The sequence below is a fragment of the Nocardioides humilatus genome (genome assembly GCF_008373755.1).
GTDB lineage: Bacteria > Actinomycetota > Actinomycetes > Propionibacteriales > Nocardioidaceae > Nocardioides > Nocardioides humilatus.
The window spans coordinates 1-270 of the sequence record NZ_VUJV01000119.1 but is presented as its reverse complement, the minus strand read 5'-3'; the positions used below and the strand labels follow the sequence as shown (position 1 = coordinate 270).

The 270-nt window shown below is 34.4% G+C and carries 1 protein-coding gene; it reads left to right on the top strand.

What is annotated here, in order from left to right:
* On the top strand, positions 1-270 hold a 270-nt coding region (locus tag F0U44_RS24190; protein ID WP_223163820.1), incomplete at both ends, for a hypothetical protein.

The following is a 270-nucleotide window of genomic DNA, read 5'->3' as shown; positions in this document are numbered from 1 at the left end:
CAAAAAGTCACAAAAGAAAGGAAAGAGGAAAAAAAAGGGTGCTGATAGGTCAGATGATGAAGAGGATGATAACAAATCCATTATCAACAATACAACAAATGTTTCATCAAAGCCAGCTAAACTTGCAAAAAAGAAAAAAGGGAAAGGTAAGAAAGATGATGAATGGTCTTCGGAAGGCAGTGATGTAGATCTCAAAATGGCCACAGATGAAGATGTTGCAAAGCCTGTTGGTAAGAAGAAAACTAAAAATAAAAAGAAAATTATAGAAGC